Here is a 17,127-nt window from a genome sequence, read left to right as displayed (position 1 = left end):
ATCAGGGCAGGGCGACGAGCTTCAGGATCTCGTCGATCACGTCATCGGCGGTCTTGGCGTCCCCCTGCGCTTCGAAACTCAACGTGATGCGGTGGCGGAACACGTCATGGGCAATGGCACGGATGTCGGCCGGGTCGACATAATCGCGCCCATTCATCCAGGCATGGGCCCGGCCGCATTTGTCCAGCGCCAGCGACGCCCGCGGGCTGGCGCCGATCTCGATCCACGCGGCGAGCTCATCGCTGAGCGCGGACGGCGTCCGGGTGGCCTGAACCAGATCGGCCATGTACCGATCCATCGCATCCGAGACATGGATCTGCCCGATCTGCTGCCGGGCTGCAAAAACGGCATCCTGCGGGATCGGTGAGGGTTTCTCGGCGGTGGTCCCGGAATTGGCGGCGGTGTCCTCGCCGCGGACCAGACGGATCACCAGCACCTCGTCTTCGACCGGGGGGTAAGTGATCTGCACATGCATCAGGAACCGGTCCATCTGTGCCTCGGGCAGCGGATAGGTCCCTTCCTGCTCGATGGGGTTCTGAGTGGCCATCACGATGAACAGCGGCTCCATCTTATGGGTGGTGCCGGATACGGTGACCTGCCGCTCCTCCATCGCCTCAAGTAGCGCAGCCTGAACCTTGGCCGGCGCGCGGTTGATCTCGTCCGCCAGGACGATGTTGGCGAAGATCGGGCCGGGCTCGAACCGAAAGGTGCCGCCCGCTTCGGTCTGGGTATAGACCTCGGTCCCGGTCACGTCGGACGGCAGCAGGTCGGGCGTGAACTGGATGCGGCTGAACTCGGCATCAAGATTGCGCGCCATCGCCTTGACGGCACGGGTTTTGGCCAGGCCCGGCAAACCTTCGATCAGCAGGTTCCCGTTGGCCAGCAGCCCGATCAGAAGGCGGTCGATGACCTGTGTCTGTCCAATGATCGATTTGGCCATCCGGGCTTTGAGATCGTTGATTTGGTCAAGCGGTGTCATGGCGGTCCAATCATCAGAAACGGTCAATCATGCGTTTGCGCCGGACCCGCTGGATTTTTTCGGTCAATCCATTGCAATATTTGAAAGTTAGCAGCGCACTCGTGACCGATCCACCCCCGATTTCAGGGTGTTCATCCCTGATCAGGGCCGTGCCGACTTGACGTCGTCGGCCAGACGTCCATCCAGCGACATCAGGACGGCGATCGGGCGCAGGGCCGGAATGTGGCTGAAGATGATCAGAATGCACACGGTCAACGGAACGCTGAGAAACGCGCCGATCAGGCCCCAGACCGTGGTCCAGAAGGTCAGTGCGAGGATGACCAGAAATGTCGACATGTTCAGCGAGCGGCCCAGCAGGGCCGGATCAAGGAAGTTGCCGATCAGGAATTGGATCGTGCCGCACCCGAAGACGATGATCAGGAACGGGCCGATCGTCTCGAACTGAACAAGGGCGATCATCGCGGGAAAGATCACCGCGATGATCGACCCGATTGATGGGATGAAGTTCAGGGCAAACGTCAGAACGGCCCAGGTTTCCGCGTATTCCAGACCCAACACGCGAAAAACCGAATAGCTGATTCCAGCGGTAACGAGGCTGATGAAGGTTTTGACCCCGACGTAGCGCTGCAAGCTGAAGGTAATCGCATCCAGAACCGAAGAAAGCTCGGCTCCGGTGACGGGGTTGCCCGCTGCAATCCGCAGCTTTTTGCGGAAGGCCAGCCGCTCGGCCATCAGGAAGGCCACATAAAGGCTGATCAGGAAGAACTGGTTTAGCATCGAGGTGGCGCTGCCCAGCAGAATCCGCGCGACCGAGGTCATGTCGATGCTGATCAGGTTGTCCCGGACAAAAGCGGTGACATCATTCCCGACCAGACCGGTGACGCGGTTGATCACGCCGTCGAACTGGCTTTCATAGGTACCCGCAGTTCGCGCGAACTGTGTGGCCTGACTGCCGAGGATGTAGGTGATCATGAACAGGCCCGCCAGAACCACTGTGACGGCGGCCAGGTTGGCCAGCCAGACCGGAGCACGGGTCAGTGCGATCACCCGATCACTGAGTGCGATGATCAGCACGTTGATCAGCAAGGCCATGGTCAGTGGAACCAGAAAGCTGGCGCCTGCGTAAAGCCCCAAAACCACAAGCGTCAGCACGATGGTGACGTCGCGAACGACACTCAACCTCAGCGGTGTGCGGGTGGGGGGCTCTGATGGCGTCATGCGGGGCCTCGGCTATACCGGTGCAAGCCGGCAGCGATTGAAGTTTTGTGGGGCAATCCTGCACAGGCAGCGGGCTTTATGCAATCGGGCCAGACAGTTATTCGGTAGAATCTCGTGCAATTGGCACATTGGCCGGTTCTTCCAACGCGGATTGCAGGCTAGAGTTTCCCAATGACACGTCTTTCGATTCCCGTTTTTGGCCGGTTTGGCCGGGCGCTGTGGCTGGCGGTCCAACGCTTTGGCGACAAAAACGGTTTCGTCATGAGCAGCCATGTGGCGATGTCGCTGATGCTGGCGCTGTTTCCGTTTGTTCTGTTCACCGTCGCTTTGGCCGGATCGTTGTCGCAGGGATATGTGACGGACGAACTGATCGAGTTGATATTCGGTGCGTGGCCACAGGACGTAGCCCAACCCATCGTGGCCGAATTGCGCGCGGTTCTGGACGGGTCGGGTTCGGGTGTGATCACGCTGGGCGGTCTGCTGGCCGTCTACTTTGCCTCGAACGGAGTGGCGGCCGTACGTGCTGCCATGAATCAGGCCTATCATGACAATGACAGTTGGCCATTCTGGAAAACGCGCCTGCTGTGCCTCGGGTTGGTCATTTTGGGCGGAGCCGCGATCCTGCTGATCGCGGCGGTTGAGCTGGTGCTGCCTGTCTACACACGTCTGGTGTCCGAGAATACGGCTGTGGACGTGGGCGAGTGGCTGTCGGTTGACCGTTTGCGCTGGACCTTCACGGTGGCGGTGCCGGCGGGAACGGTCCTGCTGGCCCATCTTATCCTGCCGACCAAGCGTCACCGCATCATGCAAATCCTGCCCGGAGTGGTGCTGACCCTTCTGTTGTGGGCGGCCGGAGGGTGGGGGTTCTCGGTCTATATCGCGCAATTCGCGACCTACAGCGCCACCTATGCTGGCCTGGCGGGGGCCATGGCCGCGTTGATTTTCATGTATCTGTGCGCTGCCATCCTAATTTTCGGCGCAGAGTTCAACGGCGCGTTGATGGACATCGACAACCAGGGCGAGGTCGGGGCTTCATGAGAAATTGGCACCGCATCGCCCGGATCATCGCGTTTTCCGGATGCGCCCTTTTGCAAAACGGCGGTTGGGCTTGGGCGCAGGACTATGTCGGCTCGGACGCTTGTCGCGATTGTCATGACGAACAGGTGCAAGCCTGGGCGGGATCTCACCACGCCTTGGCCTGGACAGAGCCCACGCCTGACACCGTTGTGGCCGATTTCGATGATACGAACTTTTCTCATGACGGCATGACCGTCACGTTTCGACGGGAGGGGTCGGACTATCTTGCCGACGTGACCGAGAAAGACGGCCAAAGCCAGCAATACAGGGTTCATTCCGTGGCGGGGATTGAGCCGTTGCAGCAATACCTGTTTGAAACCGAGCCCGGCCGATTGCAGAGCTTTGATGTGGTCTGGGACACGCAGGCCGGGCGCTGGTACCACCTGTATCCGGATCAGGACTTGCCGCCAGACGATGGGCTGCACTGGACCGGCCCCTACAAGAATTGGAACGGCCGCTGCGCGGAGTGCCACGCGACAGGGTTCGAAAAGAACTTTCAGCCGCAGACCCAGTCCTTTGCTTCCGAGCAGGTTGAGATCGGCGTGGGTTGTGAGGCCTGTCACGGCCCCGGCTCGGCCCATCTGGATTGGACAAAAGGTCAGCCTGCGCCTGCCGGGCTGAACGGGTTTGGCTTTCCTGCCATCTGGGGTACGGGCGACACCGAGATCGAGATTCAGCAATGCGCCGGCTGTCATTCCCGCCGGGAAGCGCTGGAGGACGGAAACCCGCTGCCCGGCACGCCATTCCACGATGCCTACAATCTGGCGCTTCTGCGTCCGGGTCTGTACCAGCCCGACGGCCAGATACTGGACGAGGTCTATGTCTATGGATCGTTTCTGCAGTCCAAAATGTATGCGCAAGGCGTCGGCTGCCTGAACTGCCATGAGGCGCACAGTGCAACCTTGAAAGCCGAGGGCAATGCGGTCTGTACGCAGTGCCATTCCCCGGCTGGCAATCCCGATTTTCCGTCACTGCGAAAGGCGCAATACGACGATCCCTCACACCACCACCACCCGGAGGGAGGCGAGGGGGCGCAGTGCAAAAGCTGCCACATGATCGAACGCCTCTATATGGGCGTGGATGGTCGGCGCGATCACAGTTTCCGTGTGCCGCGCCCCGATCTGGGCTTGGGAGAGGATGCCTGCACTGATTGCCACACGGATCAGGATCAGCCCTGGGCCGCCGCCGCGATCAACGACTGGTTCCCGGACTCCGATCATCGTACGCCCCATTTCGGGACTGCATTCGCCCCCGCATTTGCCGGAGAGGTCGAGGACCCGGCCGCGTTGCTGGCTGTTGCTCAGGACGGCGCGCAACCCGGCATCGTGCGGGCGACGGCTGCCTATCTGCTGCAACCCTTCGCGACCCCCGAAATGGCCGAGCAAACAGCAGCGATGCTGACGGACGAAGACCCATTGGTTCGCGCCAACGCGGCGGTGTTGCAGCGGGCGGCAGGGCTGGACGACAGGGTGGCCCGGTTGTCGCCGCTGTTGTCCGACCCAGTGCGAAGTGTACGCCTTGCAGCTGCCAAGGAGTTCCTGCCCATTCCCGCCGCGGCTTTGACACCCCTGCAGCGCAACAACGCGCGTGAGAACATGGCGGATTGGCAGCGCTCGTTGTCCAACCGTCTGGATTTCCCGGAAACCCACCTGGTCCTTGGGGGGATGGCGCTGACGCTGAGAAACCCTGTCGCCGCCGAACAGGCCTTTCGTCAGGTGGTATCCATGGATCCCCAGCGCGAGGATGCTTGGCCCATGTTGATCCAGCTGGCCCAAATCAACCGCGGCACGGATGCAGCCCGTCAGGTGTTAGATGAGGGTCTTCGGACTCTGCCCGACAGCCCAGCGCTTCAGGATCTTGCGCGGCAACTGGGCCGGTAAATCGGCATCGAAGCGACGCAGTTGCGCCATTTTGCAGTCCCATTTACGGGCTAACTTCCATGGTTAAGTCATTGACCAGTTCAGGATGTGGTAATCCATGTTGTATTTGAAACGCCCATCAACAAAGCTCGATCAACCTGTGGCCACGCGCCGGGTCTCGCTGGATCAGCGGATCGAAGAGTTGCGCAACAAGCCGGCCACGTATCTCAACCATGGCGAGGCGTTGCTGCTGCAGGGGATGGCGGCGGCGTCGTTGCGGCCGCAGCGGATTGTAGCCGACAAAATCGCGCTGGACGACGACTGATCAGCCCCGAAAACCGGTTGCCACCACGAATTTTTCCGAACTGTCCGACCGTGAAGCTGGCGGTTTGACATTTGCCACTTTCTCGAACTTCTGCTTCAGCAGTTTCTGCAGGTCGCCCTCGGCGCCACCGGCCAGAACTTTTGCGACAAAGGTTCCTCCGACCTCCAGCACGTCAAAGGCGAAGTAGGCGGCGGTTTCGCACAGCGCCATGATCCGCAGGTGGTCGGTCTGCTTGTGCCCGGAGGACGCGGCGGCCATGTCCGACATGACAACGTCGGCCTTGCCGCCAAGCCACTGTTTTACCTTCTCGTCGGCATCGTCTTCCATGAAGTCCAGAACGTGGGTTTCGGCACCCGCCACGGGCTCGACCTCTTGCAGGTCGACGCCCAGAACCGTCCCGATCCGTTTGCCCGATTTCTCGCCCAGCGCATTCACGCGTTTGACCGCGACCTGGCACCAGCCACCGGGCGCGCAGCCAAGGTCGACCACGCGTGCGCCCGGAACCAGAAAGCGGAACTTGTCGTCCAACTCCAGAATCTTGTAGGCCGCGCGACCCCGATACCCCTCGGCCTGCGCACGCTTGACATACGGATCATTCAGCTGCCGCTCGAGCCAGCGGGTCGAGCTGAGCTTGCGTCCGCGCGCGGTTTTGACCTTGACCTTCAGGTCACGCTGCCCGCGTCCCGAAGTGTTTTTGCCGCTGGGTTTCTTGGCCATTGAAAAGGTCTCCTGAAGACTGCGAGGCCTTTACCCGCTTGTTCATGTGGCATCAAGCCGATGATATCGACCGCTCCCTCAATAGCAGATCGGGCCAGGGCGTAGAAACACCAAATGCCGCCCATCCCAGACCGTTCAAGACCTTCCCGCCGAGGGTGCCGGATGTCGGCGGTGACGCCGAAAAACTGTGCAGCAGTTCTAGTGCCTCTGCCGAGTCGACCGCTGGCACGGCGATCCCAATGCCGCCAATCGCCAAAGCATAATGCGGAACGGTGTTGGCGATGTGAAAACTCGGGCTGAATACCTTGAACCCGGCAGCCTCAAGCGCACAGATCGTGGTTGCGGCCGTCGAAACCCGGTAGGCAATCGCTATGGTCGCAAGCGGCATTCAGCGCAGAGCTTTCTCAAAACGGCCCGTCTTCCAGGACGCCATCGGCGCTCATCTGTGCATAAAGCAAACCCTCGCGCAGCCCGCGGTCCGCCACCGAGAGGCGGTCGGTCGGCCAGCAGCGCAACAGCGCCTGCAAGATGGCAGATCCGGACATGATCAGGGCCTGCCTGTCCTCGCCGATGCGCGGATCGCGACGGCGGCCTTGAGGACCAAGCTCCAGATAGCCGCGAATGACCTTGTCGATCTGATCGCTGGTCATGCGCAGGCCGTCCACCTTGGTTCGGTCATAGCGCTTCAGGCCCAGATGAGAGGCAGCGACGGTTGTGACGGTGCCACTGGTGCCAACGATCTGAAACCCCTCGCGGGCCTGTTCGTCCTTATAGGGCGCAAAATCAGCGAGGTTTTCTTCAAAAAACCAACTCATCAGGGCAAAGCGGGCAGCATCGTCTTCGACATCGTGGAACTGATCGCGCAGTGTGGCGACGCCCAGTGGAACGCTGATCCAATCCACCACCTTGGCCGCCGGAAAGGGACTGTCGACCGTGTGAAACCCGTTGTGCAGCCGCATGATCGCCGTTGAACGGTCGCGTCGCGGCACCGAGGACAGGTCGATCCAGACCAGCTCGGTCGAGCCGCCGCCGATATCGACGACCAGCAACTGCTCGGTCTTGGTGCTGACCAGCGGAGCACAGGAAATGACCGCCAGACGGGCTTCTTCCTCGGGTTGGATGATTTCAAGGGTCAGGCCAGTCTCACGCTTCACCTGACGTATGAAGTCGCGTGAGTTTCGGGCGCGGCGGCAGGCTTCGGTCGCCACAAGCCGCATACGCTTGACCTTGTTGCGTTTCAGCTTTTGCTGGCAAATCCGAAGGGCTTGGATGGTGCGCGCCATCGAAGACCGCGACAGCCGTCCGGTCCTTTCAAGCCCGGCACCAAGCTGCACGGACTTCGAGAAGCTGTCGACCACATGAAAGCCGCTGCCCTTGGGCTGGGCGATCAGCATGCGACAACTGTTTGTCCCCAAATCCAGCGCGGCATACAGGGCATCTGGATCGGGTCTTGCCGGCGCGGGGCTTTCGACCACCTTCGGGAACGCGCCCGCACCTTTGGGACGCTTGGGCGCCATCGTCACGCCCTCCGATTTTCGAGTTACCCCGACCTTAGGTCGCGGGCGCGCGTCGTGCAAGACGCTCATTAAAGTCATGAGGATTTTGATGGACCCCGAGACTGGAGAAACCGGTGCAGGGCCTGTATCCCGAACTGCAAAACGTCGCTGTAAAAGCCCCGGGTGTCGAAATCCGACCGACCCGGCCCCACATAGCCGTTTAGAACCGGATCATCTGGTTAGGAGGAATCAAGATCAATGCCTGACGTCACCATCGTTTACTGGCGCGACATCCCCGCTCAGGTCATCGTGGGCAAGGGCCGCCGTGGCGCAAAACGACAGTTGGATGTGCGGTTCGAGCAAGCCATCGATCGCGCAGCCATGAAGGTGAACGCCAAGGACAGTGATGCCTATCTGGCCGAGTGGCGCAAAGCCGAGCCGTTCGAGGTTGAGGGTGACCCGACCGAGATCGCCGAGGCTGAAGCGCTACGCCTGGAAACGGAATACGATCAGGACCGCATCAAGGCCCTGATCGCAAATGACGGTTGGGCATGAGCCCCAGATCTTTATGGGAGGCCGCAATGGCTTTGCTGAACTTCAAGAAACGTGATGCGGCCGATAAGGCCCCGGTGAACCCGACCGTCGAAGCCTTTTTGCAGGGTTATTCGATCGAAGTCATGCCGCGCACAGCCGAGAAGGTCGAGGATTTCCGCGACCTGCTGCCCGAAGGCACGCGCGTGTACATCGCCCATATCGAGGGCACACCCATCGAGGACATGGTCAAGACCGCCAAGCGGATTGCGGCCGAGGGCTATCCTGTCATGCCGCATTTCCCGGCCCGCATCATAAAGGACGCGGCGACGTTGGAGAACTGGATCGCCATGTATCAGGGCGAGGCGGGTGTCGAGCAGGCCTTGCTGCTGGCCGGGGGCGTGGACAAGCCGCATGGCCAGTTCGACAGCTCGATGCAGTTGCTGGAAACGGGGCTGTTCGACAAGGCGGGCTTCAAGCGTCTGCACGTCGCAGGCCACCCCGAGGGCAACAAGGATATCGACCCGGACGGTTCGACCAAAAACGTGGACGAGGCATTGCGCTGGAAGCAGAAATTCAGCGAAACCACCGACGCCGAAATGGCGCTGGCCACCCAGTTTGCCTTTGACGCCAAGCCGATCATCGCATGGGCCGACGGCCTGAAGGCGGCAGGGATCGACCTGCCGATCCACATCGGCATCGCTGGCCCAGCCAAGCTGCAGACCCTGATCAAATTCGCGATCGCCTGCGGTGTGGGCCCATCACTGAAGGTGCTGCAGAAGCGCGCCATGGACGTGTCCAAGCTGCTGCTGCCCTACGAGCCGACCGACGTGATCACCGCGCTGGCCGAGCACAAGGCGGCCAACCCCGACTTTAACATCACCAACGTGCACTTCTTCCCGCTTGGCGGCATCAAGACCAATGCCAACTGGGCCATCGAAAACGGCGGCGCCTCGGCGAAGCCTGCAAACTCCTAAGGACCGGACATGACCCGTACAGTCGTAGAATCAAAGACCAAAACCGCGATCATCGGCTTCGATCAGCCGTTCTGCGTGATTGGCGAGCGGATCAATCCCACCGGCCGCAAGAAGCTGGCCGCCGAGCTGGAAGCGGGCGATTTCTCGACCGTCGAACAGGACGCGCTGGCGCAGGTCGCGGCCGGGGCGACCGTGCTCGATATCAACGCAGGCGTGGTTTACAACTCGAACCCCAACCCGAACGAGACCGAACCGCCGCTGATGCGACAGATCGTCGAGCTGGTGCAGGGTCTGGTCGACGTGCCGCTGTGCATCGACAGCTCGGTTCCGGGTGCGTTGGAGGCCGGGCTGGAGGCCGCCGAAGGCCGCCCGCTGCTGAACTCGGTCACTGGCGAGGAGGACCGCCTGGAACTGGTTCTGCCGCTGGTCAAGAAATACAACGTGCCGGTCGTGGCGATCTCGAACGACGACACGGGCATTTCCGAAGACCCCGACGTGCGCTTTGAGGTTGCCAAGAAGATCGTTCAGCGCGCGGCCGACTATGGCATTCCGGCCCACGACATCGTGGTGGACCCGCTGGTGATGCCGATCGGCGCAATGGCTACTGCCGGCCAGCAGGTTTTTGCCCTTGTGCGTCGTCTGCGCGAGGAGCTGGGCGTGAACACCACCTGCGGTGCGTCGAATATCTCGTTCGGTCTGCCGAACCGTCACGGCATTAACAACGCCTTCCTGCCGATGGCGATGGGCGCGGGCATGACGTCAGCCATCATGAACCCGGTGGCGCTGCCGGTGACGCAGAAGAAGATCGCCGAGAAAAAGGCCGAGGTTGCGGCGGCGGGCATCATCCTGCCCGACGGCATGGACGATGAAACCTTCGTTCAGATGTTCGGACTGGGCTCGACCAAGCCGCGTGCCGGCAAGGAAATGGAGGCCATCCGCGCCGCCAACCTGCTGACCAACAACGACCCGCATGGCGGCGAGTGGATCAAGTTCAACAAACCGGCCGATGCTGCAGGCGCCGAAGGCGAGAGTGCACGCGGCCGCCGGGGCGGTGCTCGACGTCGCCGGGCCTGAGCAGGCTGCTTTGTCAACGGGCCGGGCAATCTGCCCGGCCTTTTTGTTTGCCGCGCTGGTCGAAGCATCTTGAATTCGGCGAAGGACGGGTGATATTCAGCACCGAGCGGCGGGTATGATGTAATGGTAGCCTGTCAGCTTCCCAAGCTGAACGCGCGGGTTCGATTCCCGCTACCCGCTCCAAAACACTTTGATATTGGCCCGCTTGAAGCTCAAAAGCTGAGGTGGACTGGGGCCATTTCGCGCCAAAATCCCGCCACAAAAAAGCCAAAATGAACGAATTCTCGCGTTAAACGGGAAATCCTTTTCGTTTGTGGGGAGGTTTGCCAGATGCGGGCTCGATACGATTTGAACTGACGGGGGAACCCTCGTTCCTGTGCGAAATTCGCACATTAATGAGTACAAACTGGAGTTCAAATCATGTCGAAGGCAATTCGTAGTCTTTTCATTCGTCTGCGCCGTGACGAGCGTGGCGCCACTCTTGTCGAATACGGTATCGCACTGTTCATTGCGATCGCTGTTGGCGGGACCCTGCTGACCGGTCTGGGCGGCACAACCAACACCAACTTCAATGACGCCAACACGGCTGCGACACGGCCGTAATCCTGCTGTTTTAGCCTGAAAAGCAACTGGTTTTCCGCCGCGAGGACGGCGGGAAGCCAGAAACAACCCAGTCTCGGCATTCGGCGTCCCGCGTGACTCAGTTTCGGCCGAGGCTTGGCCCCACGTTTTCAAAATGACCGCCCCGGCTATTTGGAGGGATCTATGCGATTGAAATCCTTGATGATGACTATTCTTGGCGTGGGTCTGGCGGGTGGCGCCGTGATGATCGCGCAGGAGCAGCTGAGACGGAGCCAGGCCGCCGCTGATCCGACGATCGTTCGCGTGGTCGCAGCAGCAGAAGAGATCCCGTTCGGATCTCCGATTGAAGGTCACAAGCTGACCGCCATCGACTGGCCGGCGGATTCCGTGCCGGCAGGTGTATTTACAAGTTTCGAAGATGTTCTGCCCACAGCAGGTGTCGACCCGCGACGCGCCAAGCGCGCGTTGGCGCAGGGTGAAATCCTGTTGGCGTCAAAGGTTTCTGACTTCGGTGAGAAGGTCACCATCGTTCAGACCTTGGGCGAGAACAATCGTGCAATGGCCATCAATGTGGATGCGCAGACCGGTGTTGGCGGGTTCGTCACACCAGGTGACTTTGTTGATATCGTGCTGACGCAGGGCAAGAACGAGTCGCTGCGGGCGGTGACGATCCTGCAAAACATCCGTGTCATTGGGGTTGATCAGACGGCTGATGAAGATGTCGACCAGCCCGGGATTGCCCGAACGGTGACTGTCGAAGTCACGCCGGACCAGGGACAGCGGTTGGCATTGGCTCAGAAGGCCGGGCAACTCAGCCTGTCACTGCGGTCCCTGCAAATCCAGGAAGACAAGCCGTTGGAGGCTATCCGCCTCAGCGACATTCTGCTTGAAAAGTCGCCGGTTGCAGAGGGCGCGCCCAAGCCGATCGTGAAGGTGCGTCGGGGTACCACGGACGTCCAGGAAGTTCCTGTTGCCGGCAACCCCTCGAATGCAACCGTGTCCAACTGATCGCTCGCGAGGTCTGTTCATGCCCACGTTGCGCAACATAAAGGACGACGAACAGGGGACCATTCTGGTTTTCGTCGGAATTTGCATGACCGTGATCGTTGGCATGGCGGCGTTGACCTTTGATCTTGGGCGACTGGCTTCTACGCAGACCGACCTGCAGGCTTATACCGATCACGTGGCTCTGGCCGCCGCCGGAGAACTGGATGGCGGCAGTGACGCGATCACACGCGCCACGGCCGCTGCAGCCGGAATGATCGAAGACTCCCAGTTCTTTGCCGAGGGCAGCCAAGATCTGGGGACGGCCGCAGATTATTCGCTGCGGTTTCTGTCGGGACTGCCCGATCCTGCCGCCGATCCGGATGACAATGATCCAGTCGATGGGTTTGTGACGACCGATCCCGCTCTGGCCGTTCTGGTTGAGGTGACCGCGACCCCTAGAACCGTTTTCCTTCCGTTCGGTCGGGCGCTCGCTGACTTGTTGGGCGTGACTCGCCCGGATGAGGATGTCGAGGCCGTCGCGATTGCGGGTTACACCCAATATGCCTGTGATGTGACGCCGTTGATGTTCTGCATCCCTCCCGGCTGGACAGCGAATGCAAACAAGGGATCGACCATCAAGTTACGTACTGGAGGTAACGGTGCCGCTTGGGGGCCGGGGAATTTTGGTTTCCTCGACCCGACGGACATCGGCATAAACCCCAACGGTCCTTGCGCGGGGCAGACCGGATCCAAACTCTATATCTGCCTGATCGCGGCGCATGGAAACCTGACGCAATGCGTGTCTCAGCGCGGGGTCGATACCGAACCCGGTCAGCGAAATGGCATTGGCAGCGCAATCTACAATTCACGGTTCGATATTTTTCACTCGACGATGAGCAAGCTCAAGAACGATGAAGACTATGCGCCCGGACCGCAGGTCATCGCGGGCTGGGAAAACTCTGGCGGAAGCTGCCTGAAGAACAATCCCGCGGTTTCGACCGACTCGATGCCGTTTCCGCCCGACGATTGCTTCGCCGCCGGCACCTGCGCGCATGGCGGCCGTTTTGGAAACGGTGTCTGGACCTCCGGCAAAGCGGCTTATTTGGACATGAACTATGGCGACGGTCCGGCCAATGATCTGACGCCGCACCCGCTGGGTAACCCGACGGGTAACACGCGATACGAAATGTATCTCGACGAGATCACCAGGGCTGGTACGGGTGATGTGCTGTTTGGGCGCAGCGAGTCCGGCCGCCCGCAATGCGCGAGCACAACGCTGGACGACCCTGACCGCCGCACATTTATCGCAGCCGCCATAAACTGCGGTACCAATCCCGTCGCGGGACGCGCGGAGAACGTTCCGGTGCAGGAGTTTGTAAAGGTTTTCCTGATCCAGCCGCTCGAAGAATCCTCGGGGACGGATTTTGACATCTATGTCGAAGTGGTCGAGCAGGTCGGTGGTGGAGTCGGTGGCAGCAGCGATGACGGCATTTTTCGCGATGTCGTGAGGTTGTATCGATGACTCGGCTTGTTCGGCATATCCGACGGTTGCGGTCGTGCGAGGCCGGCGCCCCGATGGTCGAGTTCGGGATCGTACTTCCGTTGATCCTGCTGTTCTTTGCCGTGATCATCGAAGGTGGGCGTATCACCTGGATTCATCAGGCAACGTCGGCCGGGGTGCGCGATGCCTCGCGTATGATCGCGCGGATCGCGCCGTTGGACTTGTGCGCAGCGGGCGGGGTCGGCAGCTATGACGCGCTGGCCACGGACATCGTCCAGAACCAGTTGGGCGGTTCGTCGATCATGCCGCATGGCACAACCGTCATCGACGTCACACCGCGCTGTATCTCGCGGGCTGGCGTGTACCGGATCAATCCGACTTCGGTGGTCGAGGTCACGGCTCAGATCCGGATCGAGTACCTTTTTGGAAACGTTTTCAGCCTTTTCGGGGCAGCGCTGGGGCCTCTCGACACCGAGATCTCGGATCAGAGCCGGGTGTTTGGGGTATGACGGGTAGCCTGCATATGCTGCGCGCTTTCTGGCGACGTGAAAACGGATCGGCCCTGGTCGAGCTGGGCATGGTCGTTCCGTTGTTCCTGGTGCTCGTGTTTGGAATTCTCGAGTACGGACGGCTCTACTGGTCCACGACGATGGCGCAGAAAGCGATGCAAAAAGCCTCTCGGCTTGCCACGGTCGGGCCGCCACTGTGTGGCGCGATGCCAGCCACGCACACGCTGGCCGGTGGCGCCCCCGCAACAACCAAGTTCGGCGCGCTGTGCCGCAGCGGCAGCATCTGCGCCACTCCGAACCTGCCGGCGCCGTGTCAGCTTGACGCATCAACCGCCTATGGCAGCCGGATCTGGGACGAGATCGAAATGCTGCTGCCGCCCGGAGCCACCGCGGCAAATGTGCAAATCACCTATTCGCACGATCCTCGTCTTGGTTTTCTTGGTGGACCCTATACGCCGGTGGTTACAGCCGAACTGGTAAACCTGGACTACGATTTCGCGCTGCCAATTGGGCCGTTGGTCGCCCTTGCTGCTGGCAACCCTGCCATATCCGCCAGCAGCCCCAACACCATTTCAATCCCAACGATGAGCACATCCGTCCCGGCCGAGGATCTTGCCATCGGTGCCGTTGAGTAAGGAGAAGAGTCATGAGTGCCAAGCAGATTTCAGTGCTGTTGATTTCACCGGACGAAGAGATTTTCGCGGCAATCGAAACCTCGTTGGAGGGGCTGAGCAATTGCCGCTTTACGGGCCGCAAGGACACTGTCGCGCGGGTCAACGGGACGGCTGTTGCCTTGTCAGCGCGTCATGACGTGGTTCTGTTTGATGTGGATGACAGTTCGCCCGAGCTGTTGCAGACCGCACAGCAAATATGTGACGCGCGCATGCCCAATGCGATCATTATCGCCCTGGCGTCCGAAGATCTGCCGCTGGAGAAGGCCCGACAGCTCAAAAAGCTTGGAGTTGATGACGTGCTGCCGCGCAATGCAATCCATGAGGAGATCATTCCGCAGGTGGATGCGATCCGTGCCCGGCGGCAGGCGCAGCTTCCCGCCGTTTGGGGTGGACAAGCCACACTTGGCAAGTTGATCGCGGTTGGCAAATCTCGTGGTGGCGTCGGATCGTCCTTGGTTGCGGCCAATATGGCGAACGAGCTTCAATCCAAGGCCGGATTCCTGAAAAAGACGGCGTCGAACTCGGTTGCGCTGGTGGATCTGGACTTTCAGTTCGGTTCGATTGCTGCCTTGATGGATGTCGCCGAAAGCGACGCGATGTGGCGTATGGCCATGGAAGGCAGCATTCCCGACAGTGCCTTTTTGGAACAGGCGATGGTCAAGTCGCCCTGCGGGGTCGATATCCTGGCGGCTCCGTCGCGCTATGGTCCGTTGACTGCGATCAAAGAAGAGCAGATATCGGCCATTCTGGATTCCCTGAAACGTACCCATGACTACGTCGTGGTGGATTTGCCGCGGGCGCTGGTGGAATGGATTACGCCCGTCCTGACGCAAGCGGACCGTCTATATTTGGTGACGGACGTTGCCGTTCCGTCCGTTCGCTCGGCCCGCAAGCTGATGGATTTCTACCAAGCGGAAAACCCCGCACTGGAAATTCAACTGGTCGCCAACCTTGAAAAGAAACCCATCATTCCGGCGGCGCACCACAGAGCGGCGGCGAAACTCCTTGAAAAGGACTTTGCATTTTGGGTGCCGCGCGACGAGCGCACAGTACGCGAGTCGGTCGATCGGGGCGTACCGTTGGAAGATGTTTCATCCCGTGCACCCATGACCCGCGCAATCCGAAAGCTGGCACATGAGACATGCCTGTCATTGCCGCCTCGGGTCGGCCAGCACTGAGGCAGAGTGTTTCGGAATAGTTAAATATTTGCAGAAGGTTAAGTAGATGTTTCGAGAATTCGACCGACCAGGCCAGGAAAAACCGGACGCTTCGAAAGTTGTGCCGTTGGACACCAAGCAGTTTGCTCAGATCGGCAAGCCGGTTCATGGCTCCGGCGATGACCTCGTATTGATGCATGACATCCAGAACGATCGGATAGATCTCAAGGCACGACTGCATAACTCGTTGCTGGACAAGCTGAACCTCGCCGTTATCGAAAAGGTCGAGGAAGAAACACTGCGGGGCGAAATTGGGCGACATGTCACCGAACTGCTGCGCGCCGAAGGCCGTGCGATGCGCAGCGAGGAGGTCAAGCAGCTTGTCGAAGAGCTGATGCACGAGGTGCTTGGCTTGGGCCCGCTGGAACCGTTGTTGGCCGACCCCACGATCAACGATATCCTCGTGAACGGCCACACGCAGATTTTTGTCGAGCGATCGGGCATCCTCGAAAAGACATCGGCACGTTTCCGTGACGAACGTCATCTGCTGCGGATCATCGACAAGATCGTCAGCCGGATCGGTCGCCGTATTGATGAACGGCAACCGTGGGTGGATGCGCGGTTGGAAGATGGCAGCCGCGTCAACGCGATCATTCGGCCCTGTGCACTGGACGGGCCGGCGCTTTCCATTCGAAAATTCTCGCGGGTTCCGCTGACGATGGAACGCCTGATCAAAAACGAGGCCTTGAACGAAAGCGCGGCCAAACTGCTGCGGGGATTGGTTGAAGCCAAGATGAACGTGCTGATCTCGGGCGGAACCGGATCGGGCAAGACCACGATGCTGAATGCATTGTCGTCGTATATCAGCCCTCGGGAGCGGATCGTCACGATTGAAGACGCGGCCGAACTTCAGCTTCAGCAGGAACATGTCTTGCGCATGGAAACGCGGCCTGCTGGCCTCGACGGTACTGGCGCCGTTGTCCAACGAGATCTTGTGCGAAACGCGCTGCGGATGCGTCCGGATCGGATCATCATCGGCGAGGTGCGCGGCTCCGAAGCATTCGATATGTTGCAGGCGATGAATACCGGCCATGACGGGTCGATGACGACGGTACACGCCAACAGCCCACGCGATGCACTTTCCCGGGTCGAGCAGATGGTGCAAATGGGCGGGCTGGAGCTGCCGCATGCAGCAATCCGCGCGACTATCGCTTCGGCAATTCACTTTGTTCTGCAATTGAACCGCCTGTCTGATGGTACCCGCCGTGTCACCTCTATTGCCGAGATCACCGGCATGGAGGGCGATATCGTGACCATGCAGGACATCTTCGTCTTCAAACGTGAAGGCAAGGACGAGGCCGGCAACATCCTCGGGCGCTTCATGCCGACCGGTATCCGGCCGAAATCCAGTGATGCGCTGGCGGCGGCGGGTGTCGACCTTTCATCGATCAAGTTCAACTGAGG

The 17,127-nt window shown here is 60.3% G+C and carries 18 protein-coding genes and 1 tRNA gene; 14 read left to right on the top strand and 5 right to left on the bottom strand.

What is annotated here, in order from left to right:
* Window position 1: 1 nt before the first annotated feature.
* Together ACR0DA_RS06125 and ACR0DA_RS06120 are read right to left on the bottom strand one after the other, a co-directional pair.
* On the bottom strand, window positions 2-979 hold the full coding sequence (locus tag ACR0DA_RS06125; RefSeq protein WP_170586770.1) for an AAA family ATPase: 978 nt from the start codon (window positions 977-979) through the stop codon (window positions 2-4).
* A 141-nt stretch (window positions 980-1,120) separates the two neighbouring features.
* Entirely contained in the window at window positions 1,121-2,197 is a 1,077-nt protein-coding gene (locus ACR0DA_RS06120; RefSeq protein WP_170359158.1) for an AI-2E family transporter, read from the bottom strand.
* Window positions 2,198-2,368: 171 nt separating this feature from the next.
* Between ACR0DA_RS06120 and ACR0DA_RS06115 the strand changes: the two genes are divergently transcribed.
* The 3 genes from ACR0DA_RS06115 to ACR0DA_RS06105 all read left to right on the top strand — a co-directional run bounded on the left by ACR0DA_RS06115 (window position 2,369) and on the right by ACR0DA_RS06105 (window position 5,458).
* Entirely contained in the window at window positions 2,369-3,235 is an 867-nt protein-coding gene (locus ACR0DA_RS06115) for a YihY/virulence factor BrkB family protein (protein WP_480753289.1), read from the top strand.
* A complete protein-coding gene (locus ACR0DA_RS06110) occupies window positions 3,232-5,154 on the top strand; it encodes a cytochrome c3 family protein (protein ID WP_480753287.1) in 1,923 nt (640 codons plus the stop codon). The genes ACR0DA_RS06115 and ACR0DA_RS06110 overlap by 4 nt, the downstream gene beginning before the upstream one ends.
* Before the next feature lie 97 nt (window positions 5,155-5,251).
* A complete protein-coding gene (locus tag ACR0DA_RS06105) occupies window positions 5,252-5,458 on the top strand; it encodes a hypothetical protein (protein WP_170528623.1) in 207 nt (68 codons plus the stop codon).
* Here ACR0DA_RS06105 and ACR0DA_RS06100 read toward each other — a convergent pair whose 3' ends face one another.
* The 3 genes from ACR0DA_RS06100 to ACR0DA_RS06090 are packed head-to-tail and all read right to left on the bottom strand — an operon-like array spanning window position 5,459 to window position 7,692.
* A complete protein-coding gene (locus tag ACR0DA_RS06100; RefSeq protein ID WP_170339056.1) occupies window positions 5,459-6,175 on the bottom strand; it encodes an RlmE family RNA methyltransferase in 717 nt (238 codons plus the stop codon).
* Window positions 6,176-6,227: 52 nt separating this feature from the next.
* The gene (locus ACR0DA_RS06095; protein ID WP_170592625.1) at window positions 6,228-6,563 is read right to left on the bottom strand and encodes a hypothetical protein; all 336 of its coding nucleotides are present in this window, start codon (window positions 6,561-6,563) and stop codon (window positions 6,228-6,230) included.
* 16 nt (window positions 6,564-6,579) lie between these two features.
* Window positions 6,580-7,692, bottom strand: a complete 1,113-nt coding sequence (locus ACR0DA_RS06090) for a Ppx/GppA phosphatase family protein (RefSeq protein WP_170363420.1) — start codon at window positions 7,690-7,692, stop codon at window positions 6,580-6,582.
* A 237-nt stretch (window positions 7,693-7,929) separates the two neighbouring features.
* Between ACR0DA_RS06090 and ACR0DA_RS06085 the strand changes: the two genes are divergently transcribed.
* The 11 genes from ACR0DA_RS06085 to ACR0DA_RS06035 all read left to right on the top strand — a co-directional run bounded on the left by ACR0DA_RS06085 (window position 7,930) and on the right by ACR0DA_RS06035 (window position 17,125).
* Window positions 7,930-8,226 (top strand): virulence factor, encoded by a 297-nt coding sequence (locus ACR0DA_RS06085; protein WP_093962131.1) that lies wholly within the window; start codon window positions 7,930-7,932, stop codon window positions 8,224-8,226.
* Between the two features lie 26 nt (window positions 8,227-8,252).
* Window positions 8,253-9,179 (top strand): methylenetetrahydrofolate reductase, encoded by a 927-nt coding sequence (locus ACR0DA_RS06080; RefSeq protein WP_480753285.1) that lies wholly within the window; start codon window positions 8,253-8,255, stop codon window positions 9,177-9,179.
* 9 nt (window positions 9,180-9,188) lie between these two features.
* A complete protein-coding gene (locus ACR0DA_RS06075; protein WP_170403005.1) occupies window positions 9,189-10,253 on the top strand; it encodes a methyltetrahydrofolate cobalamin methyltransferase in 1,065 nt (354 codons plus the stop codon).
* Window positions 10,254-10,362: 109 nt separating this feature from the next.
* A tRNA-Gly gene (locus tag ACR0DA_RS06070) sits at window positions 10,363-10,436 on the top strand.
* A 237-nt stretch (window positions 10,437-10,673) separates the two neighbouring features.
* Window positions 10,674-10,856, top strand: coding sequence for a Flp family type IVb pilin (locus ACR0DA_RS06065; protein ID WP_093962121.1), 183 nt, complete (start codon window positions 10,674-10,676; stop codon window positions 10,854-10,856).
* A 162-nt stretch (window positions 10,857-11,018) separates the two neighbouring features.
* On the top strand, window positions 11,019-11,843 hold the full coding sequence (gene cpaB / locus ACR0DA_RS06060; RefSeq protein WP_170367139.1) for a Flp pilus assembly protein CpaB: 825 nt from the start codon (window positions 11,019-11,021) through the stop codon (window positions 11,841-11,843).
* The gene (locus tag ACR0DA_RS06055; RefSeq protein WP_480753283.1) at window positions 11,824-13,344 is read left to right on the top strand and encodes a pilus assembly protein TadG-related protein; all 1,521 of its coding nucleotides are present in this window, start codon (window positions 11,824-11,826) and stop codon (window positions 13,342-13,344) included. The genes cpaB and ACR0DA_RS06055 overlap by 20 nt, the downstream gene beginning before the upstream one ends.
* A complete protein-coding gene (locus tag ACR0DA_RS06050; RefSeq protein WP_170338526.1) occupies window positions 13,341-13,832 on the top strand; it encodes a TadE/TadG family type IV pilus assembly protein in 492 nt (163 codons plus the stop codon). The genes ACR0DA_RS06055 and ACR0DA_RS06050 overlap by 4 nt, the downstream gene beginning before the upstream one ends.
* Window positions 13,829-14,467, top strand: a complete 639-nt coding sequence (locus ACR0DA_RS06045; protein ID WP_480753281.1) for a TadE/TadG family type IV pilus assembly protein — start codon at window positions 13,829-13,831, stop codon at window positions 14,465-14,467. Before ACR0DA_RS06050 ends, ACR0DA_RS06045 begins: the two co-directional genes overlap by 4 nt.
* Window positions 14,468-14,478: 11 nt before the next feature.
* Window positions 14,479-15,684 carry a CpaE/TadZ family protein gene (locus ACR0DA_RS06040; RefSeq protein ID WP_093962116.1) on the top strand — a complete coding sequence of 402 codons (1,206 nt, stop codon included), beginning with the start codon at window positions 14,479-14,481 and terminating at the stop codon, window positions 15,682-15,684.
* 46 nt (window positions 15,685-15,730) lie between these two features.
* The gene (locus tag ACR0DA_RS06035) at window positions 15,731-17,125 is read left to right on the top strand and encodes a TadA family conjugal transfer-associated ATPase (RefSeq protein ID WP_170339076.1); all 1,395 of its coding nucleotides are present in this window, start codon (window positions 15,731-15,733) and stop codon (window positions 17,123-17,125) included.
* The last annotated feature ends 2 nt before the right edge of the window (window positions 17,126-17,127 follow it).

This window comes from Ruegeria sp. CI8 (genome assembly GCF_056536865.1).
This window is presented reverse-complemented; position numbering and strand designations above follow the sequence as displayed.

Excerpts from the sequence above, each read along its gene's own strand:
- ACR0DA_RS06125 (WP_170586770.1), bottom strand. The coding sequence starts at position 979 with ATGACACCGCTTGACCAAATCAACGATCTCAAAGCCCGGATGGCCAAA.
- ACR0DA_RS06120 (WP_170359158.1), bottom strand. The coding sequence starts at position 2,197 with ATGACGCCATCAGAGCCCCCCACCCGCACACCGCTGAGGTTGAGTGTC.
- ACR0DA_RS06115 (WP_480753289.1), top strand. The coding sequence starts at position 2,369 with ATGACACGTCTTTCGATTCCCGTTTTTGGCCGGTTTGGCCGGGCGCTG.
- ACR0DA_RS06110 (WP_480753287.1), top strand. The coding sequence starts at position 3,232 with ATGAGAAATTGGCACCGCATCGCCCGGATCATCGCGTTTTCCGGATGC.
- ACR0DA_RS06105 (WP_170528623.1), top strand. The coding sequence starts at position 5,252 with ATGTTGTATTTGAAACGCCCATCAACAAAGCTCGATCAACCTGTGGCC.
- ACR0DA_RS06100 (WP_170339056.1), bottom strand. The coding sequence starts at position 6,175 with ATGGCCAAGAAACCCAGCGGCAAAAACACTTCGGGACGCGGGCAGCGT.
- ACR0DA_RS06095 (WP_170592625.1), bottom strand. The coding sequence starts at position 6,563 with ATGCCGCTTGCGACCATAGCGATTGCCTACCGGGTTTCGACGGCCGCA.
- ACR0DA_RS06090 (WP_170363420.1), bottom strand. The coding sequence starts at position 7,692 with ATGGCGCCCAAGCGTCCCAAAGGTGCGGGCGCGTTCCCGAAGGTGGTC.
- ACR0DA_RS06085 (WP_093962131.1), top strand. The coding sequence starts at position 7,930 with ATGCCTGACGTCACCATCGTTTACTGGCGCGACATCCCCGCTCAGGTC.
- ACR0DA_RS06080 (WP_480753285.1), top strand. The coding sequence starts at position 8,253 with ATGGCTTTGCTGAACTTCAAGAAACGTGATGCGGCCGATAAGGCCCCG.
- ACR0DA_RS06075 (WP_170403005.1), top strand. The coding sequence starts at position 9,189 with ATGACCCGTACAGTCGTAGAATCAAAGACCAAAACCGCGATCATCGGC.
- ACR0DA_RS06065 (WP_093962121.1), top strand. The coding sequence starts at position 10,674 with ATGTCGAAGGCAATTCGTAGTCTTTTCATTCGTCTGCGCCGTGACGAG.
- cpaB (WP_170367139.1), top strand. The coding sequence starts at position 11,019 with ATGCGATTGAAATCCTTGATGATGACTATTCTTGGCGTGGGTCTGGCG.
- ACR0DA_RS06055 (WP_480753283.1), top strand. The coding sequence starts at position 11,824 with ATGCAACCGTGTCCAACTGATCGCTCGCGAGGTCTGTTCATGCCCACG.
- ACR0DA_RS06050 (WP_170338526.1), top strand. The coding sequence starts at position 13,341 with ATGACTCGGCTTGTTCGGCATATCCGACGGTTGCGGTCGTGCGAGGCC.
- ACR0DA_RS06045 (WP_480753281.1), top strand. The coding sequence starts at position 13,829 with ATGACGGGTAGCCTGCATATGCTGCGCGCTTTCTGGCGACGTGAAAAC.
- ACR0DA_RS06040 (WP_093962116.1), top strand. The coding sequence starts at position 14,479 with ATGAGTGCCAAGCAGATTTCAGTGCTGTTGATTTCACCGGACGAAGAG.
- ACR0DA_RS06035 (WP_170339076.1), top strand. The coding sequence starts at position 15,731 with ATGTTTCGAGAATTCGACCGACCAGGCCAGGAAAAACCGGACGCTTCG.